Origin of the sequence: Algibacter sp. (genome assembly GCF_029245835.1) — a bacterium.
In the GTDB taxonomy this organism is placed as follows: domain Bacteria; phylum Bacteroidota; class Bacteroidia; order Flavobacteriales; family Flavobacteriaceae; genus Algibacter_B.
In genome coordinates this window covers 1-16,253 of the sequence record NZ_JAQWOO010000051.1, presented here as the reverse complement: position 1 = coordinate 16,253, position 16,253 = coordinate 1, and the positions used below count along the sequence as shown (strand labels likewise).

Below are 16,253 nucleotides of genomic sequence, written 5' to 3'. Positions count from 1 at the left end.
TTATTACTGAACATAATTTAGACTGATTTATATCATTGGATTAAAAACGTTTATAAAATATCTTGGGTATTAATTCATTAAGCCATGATATCAAATCTGGAAAAACAGGAATGTCTAAGAATACTCCAAAATAATTACATAGGTCACTTGGCTTATGTTTATAAAAATGCTCCATTCATAGTACCCATTACATATTTTTATGATAAAAAAAACATAACTATTGTTGGCTATTCCGGCGAAGGACACAAAACAAATGCATTGCGAATTAACAGTGCTGTTGCACTCGAAGTTGCAGAAATAACTGCTATTAACAATTGGCAATCTATAATAGTGCATGGTACTTTCAAAGAATTATCAGGACCAAATGCAAAACACTACTTACATCAATTTTCAATTGGAATAAAAAAAATACTTGCAAATAAAGAAAATAAAGTTGTTGATTTTATTCGTGAGTTTTCCGGAAAAACAAGTTTTGAATCTATACCTATAGTTTACCAAATTAAAATTGAAGAAATAACAGGAAAGGAAAGAAAGCAATTAACACATAACACCATAAATTAATGAAGGATTTAAAGCCCTATGAGAATATATATGTTCTCAAGAATAATTATGTTGGTTATTTATCATATATATGGAAAAACACCCCTTATGTCATACCAATTACGTATTACTATAATGAAGAAGATCATTGTATACTAAGTTATTCTGGTGAAGGCCATAAAATAAATGCCATGCGCATACATAATTCAGTTTCTATTCACATAGCAGATATAAAATCTATTCGTAATTGGCAGACTGTATTAGTCCATGGTAAATTTGAAGAATTAGTAGGCACACACGCCAAACAGCAGCTACATAAATTTGCATTGGGAATAAAAAAAATAATGTTTACAAAGGAAGGTAAATTCCCTAGCCTACTAACCGATTTTTCTAGTAAGATTTCAGCCAAAACAGAACCCATTGTTTTTCGTATAAAAGTGTTAGAAATAACAGGAAAAACTAGAATGGGCTAAGTAAAAACAAGGTCACATGAAATTAGCATTTGGAGTTATCATATTAATCCATGGAATAATTCACCTATTAGGTTTTATAAAAGCTTTTTATTCAACTGAAGCTCCCTTGCAAGTGTTAGGGATATCAAACCCTTTAGGTGCACTTTGGCTTATCACCTTTATCATGTTTGTGGCTTCTTCGGCATCACTATTTTTAAACAACAAAAAGTGGTTTTACATAGCTATAGTTGCGGTATGTATATCCCAAATACTAATTATAACGGCATGGAAAGAAGCCAAGTTTGGCAGTATTGCTAATGTTCTTATTTTACTGTTTAGTTTATCGGCTTATGGCAGTTTTAGGTTTACTCAAATGGTCCAAAAGGAAGGCACTACATTGCTAAAAAGCACAACTATTTCAACTGCGAAAACGATTACTAAAAAAGAGATTCAACAGCTTCCTGAAATTGTACAAAAATGGATTAGCAATTCGGGAGTTACGAGCAAAGGAAACATAACTTCAGCCAGATTAACACAAAAGGGACAATTAAAAACCAAACCAAGAGGTAAGTGGATGCCATTTTCTGCGCAACAGTATTTCAACATCCAAAAACCTGCTTTTATTTGGAGTGCAAAAATTAATAACAACGCATTAATTCATACTTTGGGAAGAGATAAATATACTGATGGTAAAGCTGAAATGCTTATAAAATTACAAGGATTAATTCCTGTAGTTAATGAAGCTGAAAACTCTAAATTAAATTCAGCGAGTATGCAACGGTTTTTAAGTGAAATGTGTTGGTTCCCATCAGCAGCATTGAACGATTATATAACATGGGAAGCCATAGATAAAACCTCAGCTAAAGCCATATTAACAAATCAAAATCAATCCGTTTCAGGATGCTTTAAATTTAATAGTGAAGGCGAAATACTTGCTTTTGAAACCGAACGCTATTTTGGTGGAAGTGAAAATTCAAAACTAGAAAAATGGGTTGTGAAAATACTAGATTACAAAACGTTTGATGGATTGAAAGTACCTAATAAATGTGAAGTTACTTGGAAACTTGAATCAGGTGATTATAACTGGTTAAAATTAGAAATTACTGATATTGCATATAACAAAGCTCAGCTTTATGAAAATGAATAAAACTTGACTTTTATAAACATTTAAAATATAGCCACTGGAGGACAGAAACACCAATAACACTTAAAATATTGATAAACAATAACATAAAATTAAAACCAGACCATATTTACCATATTAAATCATGATAAATATCATTTCAACAACTCTAGCAATACTATAAATTTGATAGGTTAAAAAGTTTATTATGAAAACAATACTATATTCTACAGATTGTACTGATAACGATGCATCAACATTGAAATATGCATATCGTTTATGTTCTATTTTAAAAGCACATTTACACGTATTACACGTTTATGATTTACCTCCAATCAGATTTTCAACTATTCAGCCCGAAGAGCTATTGAAGAAACGCATGCAAAACGAACAAAAAGATAATTTAAAAAAATACTGTGCCACCCATCTTAAAAACGAATTTCATCAAAAACCTTTTACAATTCACGCTATTGAAAACGATTCGATTGTAGATAGTATTGTTGATATTTCTGAAGTACTATTTCCAGATTTGATAATTTTAGGTATGAAAGACAAGCATAGTAATCGCGGATTTTTTGCAGGAAATATTGCTAATTCGCTACTAGGTAAAATTGAAATACCCGTTTTAATGGTGCCAAATGGTTTAGATTATAATGGTTTCTCAACCATTGTTTATGCAACAGATCTTGAACAAGAAGATATTTCATCTATTAAAAAGCTTGTAGAAATTGCAAGTCCATTTGAAGCCCTTATAGAAATTATTCATGTTTATGAAATGGATAAAAATTCTGCAAAAGAAAGCACGGAGCAATTTAAAAACAAACTCTTCAAAGAGGTTTCATACCCAGAGATTGTATTTAGAAAAATTGCATCGGCCGATGTAAAAACTGGTTTAAAAAGCGTTTTAAAGCATGAAAATGCTAATATCTTAGCAATGTTAGAACGTAAGCAAGATCGTAATCTTAATAACTTTTTTCACAAAGATTTAGTAAAAGCTATGGAGGCCTCAGTTGCTATACCATTATTAGCTTTTAGCAAAAAAAGCACGAATTCAAAAAAGATTAATTTAGAAAATAACAGAAAAATATTGGTGTAACCTTAAAGAGGCGTTACTAATTACATAAATGGTAGCTACCGGATAAAAAAATTAAAGGCTTATTTACTTTTTCTAGCTGATTTTTTTTGTTCGCGTTCTAATTTCCTAAAATAACTACGCGTTAAAAAATTATGCTTTAAAGCTTCCATATTCTGGTTGAACTTTTCTGTGCCTTCATTAATATTTTTAATAGTTTCTTTAAGACTTTCAACAAATTCAGCATCATTTGAAAGGTAATTTAAGGCGCCCTCGCCCTCTTTCACATTGGTAATAGCAGCATTCATATTAGTAATAACATTTTTTATATCGTTGCTGGAATTTTCCAAATTAGTCATGATGTTTTTCATTTTTTGAGATTGCAAAGAATCATTCAATAAAGTACCAGCAATACTTTGATTAAAGTTGATTGAAGAAATAATACTATTTAATTCTTTCATAGATTTTGATGCTTCAATACTCGTAGTCTTCAATTGTTTTACAGTTTGTTTAAGATTACTAGACACCACAGTATCATTTATAAGCATTCCAAATGTGCCTTTACTATCAGACATAGCATCGGCTATTTTCAATAATTTAGCGGTTAATAAAGCAGCATTTTCATTGGTAACGCTCAAAGTATTTAGCATATCTGAAGTTCCTATTTTGGTATATGACTTAATAACATCTCCAGATGAAATAGGTCCATTAGTTCCACGTCCGGGAATAATATTTACAATCATATTCCCTACCAATCCATCTGTTCCAATAGTTGCAATGGCATCCTTTTTAATATGATCTATCATTTTTTCTTCAATCAACATCACCACGTTTATAGTAGAATCGTTAATCATGGTGATGGCCTTGACTGTACCAACATTAATACCAGAATAACGCACATTGTTACCATGTATCAACCCATTAACATTATTAAAATTGGTGCTTATTGAAAAGGTTTTAGCAAATATATTTTGACGTTGACCAATAAAATAAATGGCTACTATAAAAATGAGTAATCCTACAATAACAAAAATCCCTAATTTTAGTTTTTCTTTGGCTGTTTTTTTCATCTGGTCTTTTTTATTGGTTTTCAATTGTTATATGTAATTCGTTACTCAACATATTTGTTGATATTAAATTACATGCATATCTCATTACATGATTATTACATTTTATTTACTTAAAAAACGCTTTTACTTTGTCATCTTTAGATGCTTTTAATTCAGAAAAAGTACCTTCAGCATAATTTATACCATCAACTAATAATATCATACGTTCAGATACTACTCGTGCACAATCAACATCATGTGTTATAATAAGTGATGATGTTTTATATTGGTTTTGAATACGCCGCATTAGTTCGATAATTTCTTTAGCAGTTATAGGGTCTAAACCACTAGTAGGCTCATCATATAAAATTACTTTTGGTTTTAATATTAAAGTCCTAGCTAATGCTACGCGCCTTTGCATGCCTCCAGAAAGTTCAGATGGCATTAAATCAATAGCATCCATTAAACCAACACTTTCTAAGGCTTCTGTAACTAATTGAGAGGTATCAGTAATATTTCCAAATTTATGTTTGTGTCGTCTTAAAGGAAACTCCAAATTCTCTCTCACCGTCATAGAATCATATAAAGCACTACCTTGAAATAGGAATCCTATCTCTGTACGCAATTCATCTAAATCTAACCTATTTAGAGTAGTAATATCTTTACCCATAACTTTGATGCTACCTGAATCGGCTTGCATTAAACCAACTAAGCATTTAATCATAACTGATTTTCCCGATCCCGATTTTCCCATTATTACCAGGTTTTCGCCTTCATATAGTTCTAAATTAAATCCGTTTAAAACATGATTATTACCAAACGTTTTTTTTAAATCTTTAATTTCAAGCATTAACTTTTTAGAGATTACTGTTTCTTGTTTTTCTTGTATGTTTTTATCTGGAATCATCTTTTAAATTTCAAAAAATATATCGGTTATAAATACCGCAATAAAGTCAATTATAAAAAGTAACATGGATGAAAATACCACTGCGGAATTTGCTGCTAAACCCACACCAACAGTTCCTTTTTTGCAGTAATAACCTTTAAAACACCCTACAAGGCCGATAGCAAATCCAAAGAAATATGTTTTAATAGTTGCGGGAATAATATCTCCAAATTCCAGTGCATTAAATACTTTATTAAAGAATAATTGAAACGATACATCTCCTTTGGTGTTTTCAATAATGAAAGCCCCATAAAGTGCAATGGCATCTCCAAAAATGACTAATATAGGCAGCATTAATGTGGTGGCTAAAATTCTTGTAACTACTAAATATTTAAAAGGATTTGTACCCGAAACTTCCATGGCATCAATTTGCTCAGTAACACGCATAGAGCCTAACTCTGCTCCTATTCCAGAGGCTATGCGTCCTGCAAAAGTTAACGCTATTATTACCGGGCCAATTTCTCTTATAATTGAGATACTTACCATAGAAGGCATCCAAGATTCAGCTCCAAATTCTTCTAATGTAGGTCGCGTTTGAAGGGTTATTACTAAACCGATAATAAAACCCGTAACGCCAACCAGTAAAAAGGATTTGTTTCCTATACTATAACACTGCCTTAATAACTCATTAAACTCGAAAGGCTTCTTAAATAGTTCTTTAAAAAACCGACGAGCAAAATATGTGATTTCACCAATCTCAATTAAAAACGCCTTTATTTTGGTTAATTTCAGCATAAAGCAGATATTATAGTTATTAAATTTATAACATCACAACTAGATATAAAATGATTAAAATCATTTAGTTACTGATGCTTATCATTGTATTCGCGGCTAATTAGGCCTACTTTTAACATTTAAATATCATATATGAATATAGGTTTAGTATTATCTGGAGGAGGGATGCGAGGTGCTGCCCATATTGGGGCAATAAAAGCTTTAGAAGAGCACAACATATATCCAACTCATATTGCTGGTACAAGTGCAGGAGCTATAGTGGGCGCGCTTTATGCCTATGGTAATAAATGGGAGGATATTTTCAAATTTTTTAAAGGCATTCAAATTTTAGATATAACGAAATACGCTCTAAACAAGCCAGGTTTTATCGATGCTGAAAAATTTTATTCAGATTTTAAAAATTATATGAAGGATGATGATTTTTCTTTTCTAAAAAAAAAATTAAATATTACCGCCACTAATATTTTAAATGGAAATTTAGAAGTTTTTGATAAAGGTGAATTAATTAAACCCATTTTAGCATCTGCCGCCATTCCAGGGATATTTACACCAGTAAAAATTAAAGATTCATATTATGTTGATGGTGGCGCCTTAAATAATTTTCCAGTGGAATTATTAAAACCAACATGCGACAAAATTATTGGGGTTTATGTTAATGGTTTTGATACCATAAAAATTAATGACTTAAAACACTCCTATCACGTTTTAGAGCGGGCATTTAAATTAAAATCGGTTAAAGACGATCAAAAAAAGTTTATTGATTGTGATTTAGTTATTTCCCCAGAGGAAATAAATAATTATGGGATTTTTGATAAAAAATATCTTGAAGATATATTTAAAATTGGCTATGACGCTACCAAAAAAGCACTAGTTAATGATAGGTTTTTAATAAAAAATTTCAAAAACTGATGGTCATCATTTAGTGATTTAAGTTTTACTCATATATTTAATAGAATAATAAAACTTAGTAATCATGAAAAAGACACAAGACATTCAATTTGTTGATAAAGTTATAGGAGCCCTTAGAAAAACCGCAGTAGAGTTAGAGGAGTTTCAAGTAAAAGCCACTTTAGGAAAAGCAGATGCACAAGATAAGTATGAGGAGGTTAAAAAGAAATTTAACCTATTTATTCACGACAGTGAGTTTAAAATAAAAGGTATTAAAGAAAAAATAGAAGAGCTTAATACAAAATTTGATGAACTACGTGTACAATTAGCCCTAGGAAAAGCTGAGACTAAGGAGATTTTTAAAAAACAAAAAAAGCAAATACTTTTAATACTGCATGATATTGAAGTTAAAATAAAAACTAATGACACTTTAAATAGAATGTATGCTTTAACTTTAATTGAAATAGAACAATTTAAAATTCAATTAGAGATATTAGAACAAAAGTTTAATAAGGATAAAATTGAAGCTAAAGATACTTTTGAAAAAGGAAAAAAGGATTTTAATTCGTTTATTGATAAGTTTAAAGGCAAGTATGGAAAGAAAAAAGAAGAAACAAAACTAGAGCATTTTCAAAATGAAATTACTGAAGCTTTTGATCATTTTAAAAAAGCATTTTCCAAACCCTAAATATCTTATTAATGTAAAAAAAACACAATGCAAATTGTGTTTTTTTTACATAAGAATTAAGCCTCTTGATTTGGGAAATTAATAATCATAATCCCCTTTTTTTATATTCATTACAACAGCAAACCCTAAGATTACTGCTAAAATAAAACTTAAAATTCCTAATATAGATATACTTTTCCAAAGCGGGTGAATTTCAAAAACTATAAATAATGAAGCCCCAATTATTAAAGCTACCATAATAAAAGTTGTAATAAGCTGTTTCGTAATTCTTTGTAATGTATGCACCATAGGGTCTATACCCTTATGTGTTAAGTCTACTTTTATCTGACCAGAATTAATTTTGCGTATCGCATTCTTTAAATCTGACGGAAAATCTTCCATATAATCTGCAAGCTCTACAATAGAATTTGCAACTTTCTTACCTATTTTTAAAGGGTTATATTTTTTCGTGATACTTGTTTTTAGGTATGGTTTTGCAATTTCAAATTGTTCCAAGTTAGCATCTAGGTTGTTAATAACACCTTCAACAGTTACTAAAGATCTAGCAAAAAGGAAAAAATAAGTAGGCACTTTTAAACCATGAGCAATGATAATATCTTTTAGTTCTAATAAAACCGTACTCATTTCATTTTCATGGATATCTCTCACATAATATTTTTCTACAAATTCATTGATATCAAACTCTAATTCTCTCATATTTGGAATAGGCGCATTATTTGATAGCTGTTGTAAAGTTTTAATTATATTTTTAACGTCCTTGTTTGTTATAGCAACGAATAATTTGCCGAAAATTGAAATATCTCGAGGGAGCATACTTCCCATCATGCCAAAGTCTAAGTAACAAATATGTCCATTAGGGAGTACCAATAAATTCCCTGGATGTGGATCAGCATGGAAGAAACCATATTCAAAAATTTGTTTAAAATAGCTAATCGTAAGCCTTCTAGCAATAACTTTAGTGTCGTAATTTTTAGCTTTTAACTCGTCTATTTGATTGATTTTAATTCCAGAAATAAACTCCATAGCTAAAACTTTTGAAGTTGTAAAAGCTGAATATACTTTAGGAGCTTCAGCAAATTGATCTAAAGTATCATCATTTTCCAGATTATTATAAAACCTTTGAATATTAATAGATTCATTAACAAAATCAATTTCTTTTAGTATGGATTCTTCAAAGTTTTCAACAATTCCAATAGGGTCAAAGCTTTTTAAGGAAGGTATTCTGTTTTCTAAAACTTCTGCAATTTTATACATGGCCTTAATATCTTCTACTATAATATCTTGAATGCCATATCTTTGAATTTTTAAAGCAACACGCTTACCAGAGTGTAAAGTTACATGATGCACTTGTGCAATTGATGCCGATGCAAAAGGTGATGGCTCAAACCAAGCAAATAAGTTTTCTACGGTATCTTTTAATTCTGTTTCTACAATTTGTTTAGCAACACTTTCTAACATTGGTGGCACATTGTCATGAAGTTTTTCTAACTCAAAAGTTAATTCTAAAGGTACTAAATCGGGTCTGTTACTTAAAATTTGTCCGAATTTCACAAACGTTGGTCCTAACTCTTCGCATACCAATCTCATTTTAGCCCATTTGCTGTAGGCTAAGGCATTTTTTCTTGAAGCTTTGGGAATTAGTTTTCGCATAAACGCATATTGATTATTCTCTTCTAAATAGTCTACCAAATCTTCAAAGCCATATTTTATTAAAACTTTAAGAATTTCGTTGTACCTAGAGATAGATCTAAAATTCTTTCCAATACCTGTAAGGATTCCCATCGTTTTATGCTTTCATTTTATTTAGCCTAGCCTCTAACAAGGCAACAGTTGCGTCAAGTGTTTCAAGTTTTTCATTTAAAGCTTTAATTTCATCTAAATGTGCCACATTTATTTTTTTATAAAACTTAACAATAAGTTCTTCTATTTTTTCATCTAGCTCTTCCTTTAATTCATGGGTTTTTAAAATTATTTTGTCTGCAAATTCCAATTCATTTCCATTGTCGTCTAATTGAGATTCAGACATGATATTATTGAAATTATTTTTCCCTTTTTCTGAAAACTCATTTATTTTATCTAGAAATTTTGTGTCTTTTGCTAAATAATAAAGACTCGAACTTAAGGTAAGTAACTCTAAAATTGTTTTTGTTTTCATAACCATTTGTATTTAAATAAATATAAAGACAAATAACGTATTCCAAAATGATTAATATCATTTTGGATCAGGTACTAATCACCTACTTTTAAGGTAGTTTAAAACAATAATTTCTCGTCAATGAAAACCAATTCGATAATAACAATAATGACTAAAAATGTGGTGTGCATTTCTCCAGAGCAATATCTTTTAGATGTCAAGCATATCTATGAGAAAAAAAAATGGCATCATCACATTCCTGTAATTAAAAATGAAGCACTAGTAGGCATGGTTAGTTTAATAGACTTTATGTATCATATCTCTGGAGCTGGAATTAGTGATGAGCATAAAATATATAAAGAGTTAAAAGTTAAAGATATAATGACTCAAAAACCTTTTTATTTAACAACTGCTGCAACTATAGAAGATGCTGCTAAAGTTTTAGCAAAGGGGTATTACCATGCCATTCCAATTCTTGAAAACAAGAAAATAGTAGGCATTGTTTCAACTGCGGATATTATTAAATTTTTCTTAGAAGAAACCATATAATATTCTACCAAGACTGATGCTTATCATTTCGTCTTTATTATATCAAATGTATCTTTATTAATAAAGGTAAAAAGTACATAATGAAAACTACTTTATACATACAAAACTTAAAATGTGGTGGATGTGAAACCTCTGTAATAAATAGAATTTCTGCACTAAAAGGCATCTCTAATATATCTATTAAACTTCAATACGGCACCATTACACTTGAATATGAAACGAATAAAGATATTGAAGCGGTAAAACACGTATTATCAAGAATTGGCTATCCTCCATCAGAAGAAAAAAATGAAATAATTGAAAAGGTAAGTCTTATATAAATTGGGCTATTGGTGGTATAAAAAAAGACAAAGACACTTTTTTAAGTGAGGTTTTAAAAAAAATATTTATAAAAATGATGACTAACAAAGAAGATAAGAGAAATTGGGCTATTGGTGGTGGTATTCTGGGAGGTCTTGGAATTGGCTTCTTTTTTCTAGAAGAGTCCGCTCTAATGTTTGTAGGGTCTATTATTCTTGGACTGGGACTTGGTTTATTAATCACTTCAATACTTTCAAGAAAAAAAAATTAAACATTTTTGATGTAATTGTGCGATTAAGGATATAAATAAGTTAACAATTACAAATTAAATACTATGAAACTAGTATTAAAACTAAAACTAGCTTTATTTGCTTTAATACCTCTAATAATACTATTAAAGTTTTGTTGCCCAAAAGAGGGCACTTATTTTGCTTCTTTAAATACATGGGGTAGTAAAACTATAAGGACCAATACACTTCCAATACACATTAAAATAAGTCATGATGTTATTATCGAGAATTATTTTCAATTCCTAGATTCTATAACAAAGACATACGATTCATTAGTACCATATAAATTAAGCGAACATCTTTTGGTTAGAACCAACCCATGGATTATAGATACACTTCAAAATACAGATTATTATAGAATGAAAGCGCGAGATTCTTTTGTATATAATCAAAAAAAAATGATTGTTTTACCCAAAGGCGCTATTATAACTATTCCTGATTCTTTAAAAGCTATAAAACTTCAAAATTCATTTAAAAACATATCTATAGATGTTAATATTCCTGAATATAAACTTCGCATTCTTAAAGATTCTACTGAACTTTTTGAGTTTCCAATACGCGTTGGAAGAGATGAGAAAAAGTACCTGAAAATGGCGGGTAGAGTTTTAAATTTAAAAACTAAAACGGGCAGTGGCATTATTGTCAAACATGTTCGCAATCCTAGTTACTATAACCCTGTTAACGGCCATCAATATTTTGTAACTAAAAGAGATGATGATAAAATCACCAAATTACCTCAAATTCCATTTATAGAAACTGAAATAAATGGCTTAAGAAATGGTCAATTAATTCACCCAACAACAAATCCTATTACTTTAGAAAAAGCATATTCAAATGGCTGCATTGGGACTAAAGAAGCTGATGCTTGGGTTATTTATTATTACGCACCTATTGGTACAAAAATTAAAATTCGATACGATTTAAAAGTTATGGATAGAAATGGTAAAAACCTAGTTTTGAAAGACATCTACGGTCTTAACAAAAAAATTGAACACTAAATCTGTTTGCAATTTTTATAACCTATTATTTTAATATTGAACAGTCCTGAGATAAGTTTTAATGATTATAAAAAGTTATTTATTATAACCACGAAGTAAAGGGAGTTTAAGATTGAGATACAAAATAGAGTAATAAAATTTTAATGGCTAACTACCTCTTAATAAATCTTAAATACAATTAACTTAATTAAATATTTCTATACCAATACTTGGTTGGTATAAATCTAAGTTAAAGAATAGTTCAGCATATTATCCTTAGGTCGATAATCAAAAAATATGTATTTTATCGGTTTTTTTTGCGTTTCATGGAGTTTAATGGATTTTTATTATATATTAGCGCCATAAAATTCATTCAAAATCCCAAATCTGATGAAAAATATTACACTCTCATGTACAATTATGTTATTAATTATACAATTATCCTTCTCTCAAGAATCATACAAGAGAATTATTGTTCAAAGTAAATCCCAAACTACTGTAAATCAAATACTCGAATCTGGTATAGATTTACGATGTGGAGCCGTATTTAAAGGTAACGGTATTCAGTTAGAACTCTCTCCAACTGAAATAGCTAGTTTAGATGATCTAAACATTCCATATATAGTAAAAATCGAAGATTTAACTTCTTTTTATAATGAAGGAGCTGATGAAGATTATCAAAGGGCATTAACTGAACTAAACAAAGATAAATTAAGAAAAAAAAGTAGCAAAAACAGTAATTTTCAAAAATCTATATCCAGTACAATATTAGATAATTACTTACAATATAATGCTGAAGATGAAGTAGATTGGGTAACACCCACTAACTATAATATTGGTACTTCATTCAAAGGATGTTTAACAGTTGATGAAACCTTAGCTGAACTAGATCAAATGAGAGCTTTATTTCCTAATTTAATTTCTGCTAAAACAGATGCGTCTCCATCTAACCAAACAACATGGGGAAATCCAGCAAGTACTATAACAAATAATGGACTTACATATTCTGGACAAGGAACAACATTTTGGGACCCTAAAACTATATATTATGTAAGAATTACAGGAGACCAAACGAGTCTTGAGGGCACAAAACCTCAAATACTTTATACTTCTATGATACATTCTAGGGAAGTTAGTAGCTTAATGAGTAATATGTTTTACATGTGGTATATCCTAGAGAATTATAGTAGTGACCCTGCAATAAAAAACTTAGTTGATAATAATGAGCTTTATTTTATACCTATTGTGAATCCTGATGGTTTAAGATGGAATCAACATTTAAATTCAAACGGTGGTACGTATCAAAGAAAAAATTTACGTCCAAATACAGGAAGTACTAGTAATACAACTGCAGCTAGAGGTGTAGATATTAATAGAAATTTTGATTATTTATGGGGTGCCGATGGACTTTCAAGTGGTTCTTCTGATTTACCAACTTCAGATACATATAGAGGTCCTTATCCTTTTTCAGAACCAGAATCTCAGATTCTTAGAGATTTTGTTTTAGCTAGAAACTTTGAAACCGCTTTAATGCATCATTCTGCGGCAAATGCTATTCCTCATCCTTATGGTGGTCTTCCAACCAAAATTTCTGGTAGAGAAGATGAAATGCATAAATGGCATGAAGATATGACCAAATACAACCGCTATGTTTCTGGTGCTACAATATTTACCCCTGCTAATGGTATTGCAGACGACTGGTTGTTAGGAGGAACTGCTGATGATGGAAACACAACTAGTAACAATAATAATCCTTATCCAAGTGATTCTAGCCCCGCATCAGTAGGATCGGGTAAAAACATTTTAGCATCAACTCCAGAACATGGCGATTGGGAAACTGAAAGTGGATTCTGGCCTGCTACGACCCAAATTACGCCTATTGCGAAAAGAGCCGTAAGAATAAATTTGATGAATGCCTATTATGGCGGTAAATATGCAAAATTGCATGATTTAACGCAATCAAACATTGACGATTTAACTTCTGAGCTTACTTTTGGAATAGAGCGAATAGGACAAACCAATAGTGATTTTAACGTAGTTATAACACCTATTTCATCTAATATAACTTCAATAGCAACTATACCTGCACAAACAGGAATGACTATTTTAGAGCAACGTAATATTACAGCACAAATTATACTAAACGGGAGCATACAGCCAAATGATAAAATTGAATACAACGTCAAATTATCAGATGGAACTAATGTATTTTACAATGTGAATTTTGAAAAATATTATCAACCAACTTTGCTTTTAAATGATAATCCAGATCTAAATTCTATTGCTACAAATTGGAATCTAACCGGAACTTGGACAACATCGAATACATCTGGTACTCAGTATTCTGGAACGAGAGGCTTGAAACTTGGTGGTAATTCTATCACGTCTTACGGAAATAATTCAACGAGTACTTTAACAACAAAGAATTCTTATAATTTATCAGGAGCAACAGAAATATTAGTTCAATTTTATGCTAAATGGGATTTAGAAAGAAATTTTGATTTTGTTGAAATTGAAGGTTCTACGGATGGTTCTTCATGGCAATCACTCGTTGGAAAATACAATAAACCTAAAGCATTCTCTGTAACTACAGATGAGCATGGAGATAAAAACTCAACAAGCCATAGCTTTCAACAAAATAATAGTTCTGGTCGCCTCTATGACGGAGATCAAATGGACAATTGGATCATGGAAGAAATAGTTATTGATGCTAGTAATAATAGTTTTCTATATGGAGCCACTAATGCGGAGTTTAGATTTAGATTTAGGTCTGATGGTGACAATAAATTAGAAAACTACTCAGCAAATGCCGAAGGGTTCTTTATTGATGATTTTAAAATTATAAGTAATACTTTAATAACTTGTGATAGTGTAAATGCTCCGACAGGACTAGTAGCAACTAATATTACAGATGTTTCTGCAGATGCCTCTTGGGTAATAGAACCTTCAGCAACATATGATATTAGATACAAAGAAGTTAGTTCTGGTACTTGGAATGAAATAACTAATATTTCAGACAGTTGGTATACCATAATTGGCCTAATAGGAAATACAGAGTATGAGGTTCAAGTTGCTACAAGATGCGGTTCAACTACTTCCTCTTATTCTACATCTCAAACATTTACTACTCTAATCACTTGTGTTACTGATGTGCCTACCAATGTATCAGTTTCTAGTGTAGATGAAACAAGTGCTTCTGTTAATTGGGACAACATCCCATCAGCAACGTATGATTTGAGATACAAAGAAATAAATTCTGGTACTTGGATAGACGTATTAGACTTATCAACAAATACTTATAACTTAACAGGACTGCTAGCTTCGACTGCTACAACAAACTACGAAGTGCAAATACGAAGTAAATGTGGAACAAGTGATTCTAATTATACAATATCTAAAACTTTTTCAACTACACCTGTCACATATTGTGATGCTAATGGGAACGGCACTTATGATACCGGTGTAACACAAGTATCTTTTAATACCCTGTCCAATTCGCATATAAACAATAGAGAGAATAATGGTTATCAAGATTTTCTTTCTATGTCGACAACTGTAACCCAAGGTTCATCGCATACATTAACTGTAAATGTAGATAGAGATGGAGGTACTGGACATGCTTTTGCTTGGATAGATTTCAATTTTGATGGAGATTTTGATGATACTGGAGAGGAATTTGATTTAGGTACGGCAATTACTGGAGATAACACTCAAACAAGTATTACACCTTCTATTTCCTTTCCGATTGGTGCAGCTTTCCCAACAGGACAAACTAGAATGAGAATAGCAGCGAGATACAATAATGATCCTGCAGGTCCATGCGCTACAAATTATGATGGGGAGGTAGAAGACTATACTATTAATATAGACAGTAATTTAACTGCATGGTATCAAGATTTAGATTCTGATACCTTTGGTAATCCTGAAGTAAGTCAGTTAGCCGGATCTCAACCAGCCGGATATGTTGCTGATAATACGGATTGTGATGATACCGATAATACCATTTACCCGGGAGCTACTGAGGTAATAAATGATGGTATTGATCAAGATTGTAATGGGTCTGATGAGACTACTTTGAATATTGATGATTTAAATCTTAACGATTTAGTTGTGACACCAAATCCGTTTAATAATAAAATCACTATAACAATTCCTTTAAGTTTAAACAATAGTGAATTTAACATTAAAGTATTTGATTTAAATGGAAGGTTAATGATAGATAGAAAATATTTCAGTATAAATAATCAGATAAAAATTTATGAGCTAGACAAGTTAGATCAAGCGCTTTATTTGTTTAAAATTAGTAACACCAAAACAGGTTTAACTTCATTCAAGAAATTAATAAAATATTAATAATTAAATTTTAAAATTAAAAGAGGTCGTCTAAAAACAATTTAGGCGATCTTTTTATTTTTGGTCATTTAGGTTTTATTTTGACGCTCTTTGTTTTAATAGTAAATAATAATGTTGTTAAAATAGAGCAAAGCGATTTCTATATCGCCAAACTCAC

Annotated in this window: 16 protein-coding genes; 11 read left to right on the top strand and 5 right to left on the bottom strand. The window is 30.6% G+C overall.

The features are described 5' to 3' along the window. The first annotated feature begins 84 nt into the window (after positions 1-84). The 4 genes from P8K68_RS08645 to P8K68_RS08630 all read left to right on the top strand — a co-directional run bounded on the left by P8K68_RS08645 (position 85) and on the right by P8K68_RS08630 (position 3,211). Complete coding sequence (locus P8K68_RS08645) at positions 85-561, top strand: pyridoxamine 5'-phosphate oxidase family protein (protein ID WP_300249630.1); 477 nt, start codon at positions 85-87, stop codon at positions 559-561. Continuing rightward, a complete protein-coding gene (locus P8K68_RS08640) occupies positions 561-1,013 on the top strand; it encodes a pyridoxamine 5'-phosphate oxidase family protein (RefSeq protein WP_300249627.1) in 453 nt (150 codons plus the stop codon). Before P8K68_RS08645 ends, P8K68_RS08640 begins: the two co-directional genes overlap by 1 nt. Before the next feature lie 16 nt (positions 1,014-1,029). Next, positions 1,030-2,139, top strand: coding sequence for a DUF6544 family protein (locus P8K68_RS08635; RefSeq protein WP_300249624.1), 1,110 nt, complete (start codon positions 1,030-1,032; stop codon positions 2,137-2,139). Between the two features lie 184 nt (positions 2,140-2,323). Continuing rightward, entirely contained in the window at positions 2,324-3,211 is an 888-nt protein-coding gene (locus P8K68_RS08630; protein ID WP_300249621.1) for a universal stress protein, read from the top strand. Between the two features lie 59 nt (positions 3,212-3,270). Here the strand turns inward: P8K68_RS08630 and P8K68_RS08625 are convergent, their stop codons facing one another. The 3 genes from P8K68_RS08625 to P8K68_RS08615 all read right to left on the bottom strand — a co-directional run bounded on the left by P8K68_RS08625 (position 3,271) and on the right by P8K68_RS08615 (position 5,917). After that, on the bottom strand, positions 3,271-4,257 hold the full coding sequence (locus P8K68_RS08625; protein WP_300249619.1) for an MlaD family protein: 987 nt from the start codon (positions 4,255-4,257) through the stop codon (positions 3,271-3,273). 106 nt (positions 4,258-4,363) lie between these two features. Further along, complete coding sequence (locus P8K68_RS08620; RefSeq protein ID WP_300249616.1) at positions 4,364-5,143, bottom strand: ATP-binding cassette domain-containing protein; 780 nt, start codon at positions 5,141-5,143, stop codon at positions 4,364-4,366. Positions 5,144-5,146: 3 nt separating this feature from the next. Further along, positions 5,147-5,917 carry an ABC transporter permease gene (locus P8K68_RS08615; RefSeq protein WP_300249614.1) on the bottom strand — a complete coding sequence of 257 codons (771 nt, stop codon included), beginning with the start codon at positions 5,915-5,917 and terminating at the stop codon, positions 5,147-5,149. A gap of 132 nt (positions 5,918-6,049) precedes the next feature. Between P8K68_RS08615 and P8K68_RS08610 the strand changes: the two genes are divergently transcribed. Continuing rightward, positions 6,050-6,826, top strand: a complete 777-nt coding sequence (locus P8K68_RS08610) for a patatin-like phospholipase family protein (protein ID WP_300249611.1) — start codon at positions 6,050-6,052, stop codon at positions 6,824-6,826. 64 nt (positions 6,827-6,890) lie between these two features. Continuing rightward, positions 6,891-7,493: a hypothetical protein gene (locus tag P8K68_RS08605; RefSeq protein WP_300249609.1), complete on the top strand. Its 603-nt coding sequence runs from the start codon at positions 6,891-6,893 to the stop codon at positions 7,491-7,493. A 78-nt stretch (positions 7,494-7,571) separates the two neighbouring features. Here the strand turns inward: P8K68_RS08605 and P8K68_RS08600 are convergent, their stop codons facing one another. After that, on the bottom strand, positions 7,572-9,275 hold the full coding sequence (locus P8K68_RS08600; protein ID WP_300249606.1) for an AarF/UbiB family protein: 1,704 nt from the start codon (positions 9,273-9,275) through the stop codon (positions 7,572-7,574). A 4-nt stretch (positions 9,276-9,279) separates the two neighbouring features. Next, positions 9,280-9,648 (bottom strand): hypothetical protein, encoded by a 369-nt coding sequence (locus P8K68_RS08595; protein WP_300249604.1) that lies wholly within the window; start codon positions 9,646-9,648, stop codon positions 9,280-9,282. A gap of 120 nt (positions 9,649-9,768) precedes the next feature. On the opposite strand from P8K68_RS08595, the gene P8K68_RS08590 reads away from it, so the two are divergent. The 5 genes from P8K68_RS08590 (at position 9,769) to P8K68_RS08570 (ending at position 16,096) form a co-directional block, all read left to right on the top strand. After that, a complete protein-coding gene (locus P8K68_RS08590) occupies positions 9,769-10,176 on the top strand; it encodes a CBS domain-containing protein (protein ID WP_300249602.1) in 408 nt (135 codons plus the stop codon). Between the two features lie 80 nt (positions 10,177-10,256). Next, a complete protein-coding gene (locus P8K68_RS08585; protein ID WP_300249599.1) occupies positions 10,257-10,496 on the top strand; it encodes a heavy metal-associated domain-containing protein in 240 nt (79 codons plus the stop codon). A gap of 74 nt (positions 10,497-10,570) precedes the next feature. Further along, on the top strand, positions 10,571-10,747 hold the full coding sequence (locus P8K68_RS08580) for a hypothetical protein (RefSeq protein ID WP_300249596.1): 177 nt from the start codon (positions 10,571-10,573) through the stop codon (positions 10,745-10,747). A 63-nt stretch (positions 10,748-10,810) separates the two neighbouring features. Continuing rightward, entirely contained in the window at positions 10,811-11,764 is a 954-nt protein-coding gene (locus P8K68_RS08575) for a L,D-transpeptidase (protein ID WP_300249593.1), read from the top strand. Between the two features lie 369 nt (positions 11,765-12,133). Then, complete coding sequence (locus P8K68_RS08570) at positions 12,134-16,096, top strand: M14 family zinc carboxypeptidase (protein ID WP_300249591.1); 3,963 nt, start codon at positions 12,134-12,136, stop codon at positions 16,094-16,096. Positions 16,097-16,253: the final 157 nt, after the last annotated feature.

Coding starts and splice junctions, on each gene's coding strand:
- P8K68_RS08605 (WP_300249609.1), top strand. CDS start 6,891: ATGAAAAAGACACAAGACATTCAATTTGTTGATAAAGTTATAGGAGCC.
- P8K68_RS08645 (WP_300249630.1), top strand. CDS start 85: ATGATATCAAATCTGGAAAAACAGGAATGTCTAAGAATACTCCAAAAT.
- P8K68_RS08610 (WP_300249611.1), top strand. CDS start 6,050: ATGAATATAGGTTTAGTATTATCTGGAGGAGGGATGCGAGGTGCTGCC.
- P8K68_RS08600 (WP_300249606.1), bottom strand. CDS start 9,275: ATGGGAATCCTTACAGGTATTGGAAAGAATTTTAGATCTATCTCTAGG.
- P8K68_RS08570 (WP_300249591.1), top strand. CDS start 12,134: ATGAAAAATATTACACTCTCATGTACAATTATGTTATTAATTATACAA.
- P8K68_RS08630 (WP_300249621.1), top strand. CDS start 2,324: ATGAAAACAATACTATATTCTACAGATTGTACTGATAACGATGCATCA.
- P8K68_RS08620 (WP_300249616.1), bottom strand. CDS start 5,143: ATGATTCCAGATAAAAACATACAAGAAAAACAAGAAACAGTAATCTCT.
- P8K68_RS08640 (WP_300249627.1), top strand. CDS start 561: ATGAAGGATTTAAAGCCCTATGAGAATATATATGTTCTCAAGAATAAT.
- P8K68_RS08590 (WP_300249602.1), top strand. CDS start 9,769: ATGAAAACCAATTCGATAATAACAATAATGACTAAAAATGTGGTGTGC.
- P8K68_RS08625 (WP_300249619.1), bottom strand. CDS start 4,257: ATGAAAAAAACAGCCAAAGAAAAACTAAAATTAGGGATTTTTGTTATT.
- P8K68_RS08615 (WP_300249614.1), bottom strand. CDS start 5,917: ATGCTGAAATTAACCAAAATAAAGGCGTTTTTAATTGAGATTGGTGAA.
- P8K68_RS08595 (WP_300249604.1), bottom strand. CDS start 9,648: ATGAAAACAAAAACAATTTTAGAGTTACTTACCTTAAGTTCGAGTCTT.
- P8K68_RS08585 (WP_300249599.1), top strand. CDS start 10,257: ATGAAAACTACTTTATACATACAAAACTTAAAATGTGGTGGATGTGAA.
- P8K68_RS08580 (WP_300249596.1), top strand. CDS start 10,571: ATGATGACTAACAAAGAAGATAAGAGAAATTGGGCTATTGGTGGTGGT.
- P8K68_RS08635 (WP_300249624.1), top strand. CDS start 1,030: ATGAAATTAGCATTTGGAGTTATCATATTAATCCATGGAATAATTCAC.
- P8K68_RS08575 (WP_300249593.1), top strand. CDS start 10,811: ATGAAACTAGTATTAAAACTAAAACTAGCTTTATTTGCTTTAATACCT.